At 68.3% G+C, this 388-nt stretch carries 1 protein-coding gene; it reads left to right on the top strand.

Features of this window, described 5'->3' with window-relative positions; genetic code table 11:
- A partial coding sequence (locus DYI24_RS27935) for a polysaccharide deacetylase family protein (protein WP_164574591.1) occupies positions 1 to 388 on the top strand: 388 nt, incomplete at both ends.

Here is a 388-nt window from a genome sequence, read left to right as displayed (position 1 = left end):
GCAATCAGGTTCTCGACATCCTGGCCAAGGACTGCGTCAAGGCGACGTTCTTTGTCGTCGGGCGGATGGCGACGACGTTTCCCGCCGGCGTCCGCAAGCTGCGCGACGCCGGCCACACCATCGGCACCCACAGCCAGAATCATCCGCTGAGCTTCAACCGGATGTCGGTGGAGCAGGCCCAGCAGGAGGTCGACGAAGGCATCGCCTCGACGCTCGCCGCGCTCGGTGGCGACCGCGCGGCGCTGTCGCCGTTCTTCCGCATTCCCGGCCTGCTGCGGGCCGAAGCGGTTGAAGGGTACCTTGCCTCCCGTGGCATCCAGGCGTGGAGGGCCGACTTCCCGGCCGACGACTGGCGTCACGTCTCGCCCGGCCCGGAGTTTCATCTGGC

The sequence above is a fragment of the Rhodopseudomonas sp. BR0C11 genome, assembly GCF_010820945.1.
Lineage (GTDB): Bacteria > Pseudomonadota > Alphaproteobacteria > Rhizobiales > Xanthobacteraceae > Rhodopseudomonas > Rhodopseudomonas palustris_H.
The sequence above is the reverse complement of the archived record's forward strand: the minus strand, read 5'-3'. Positions and strand labels throughout refer to the sequence as shown.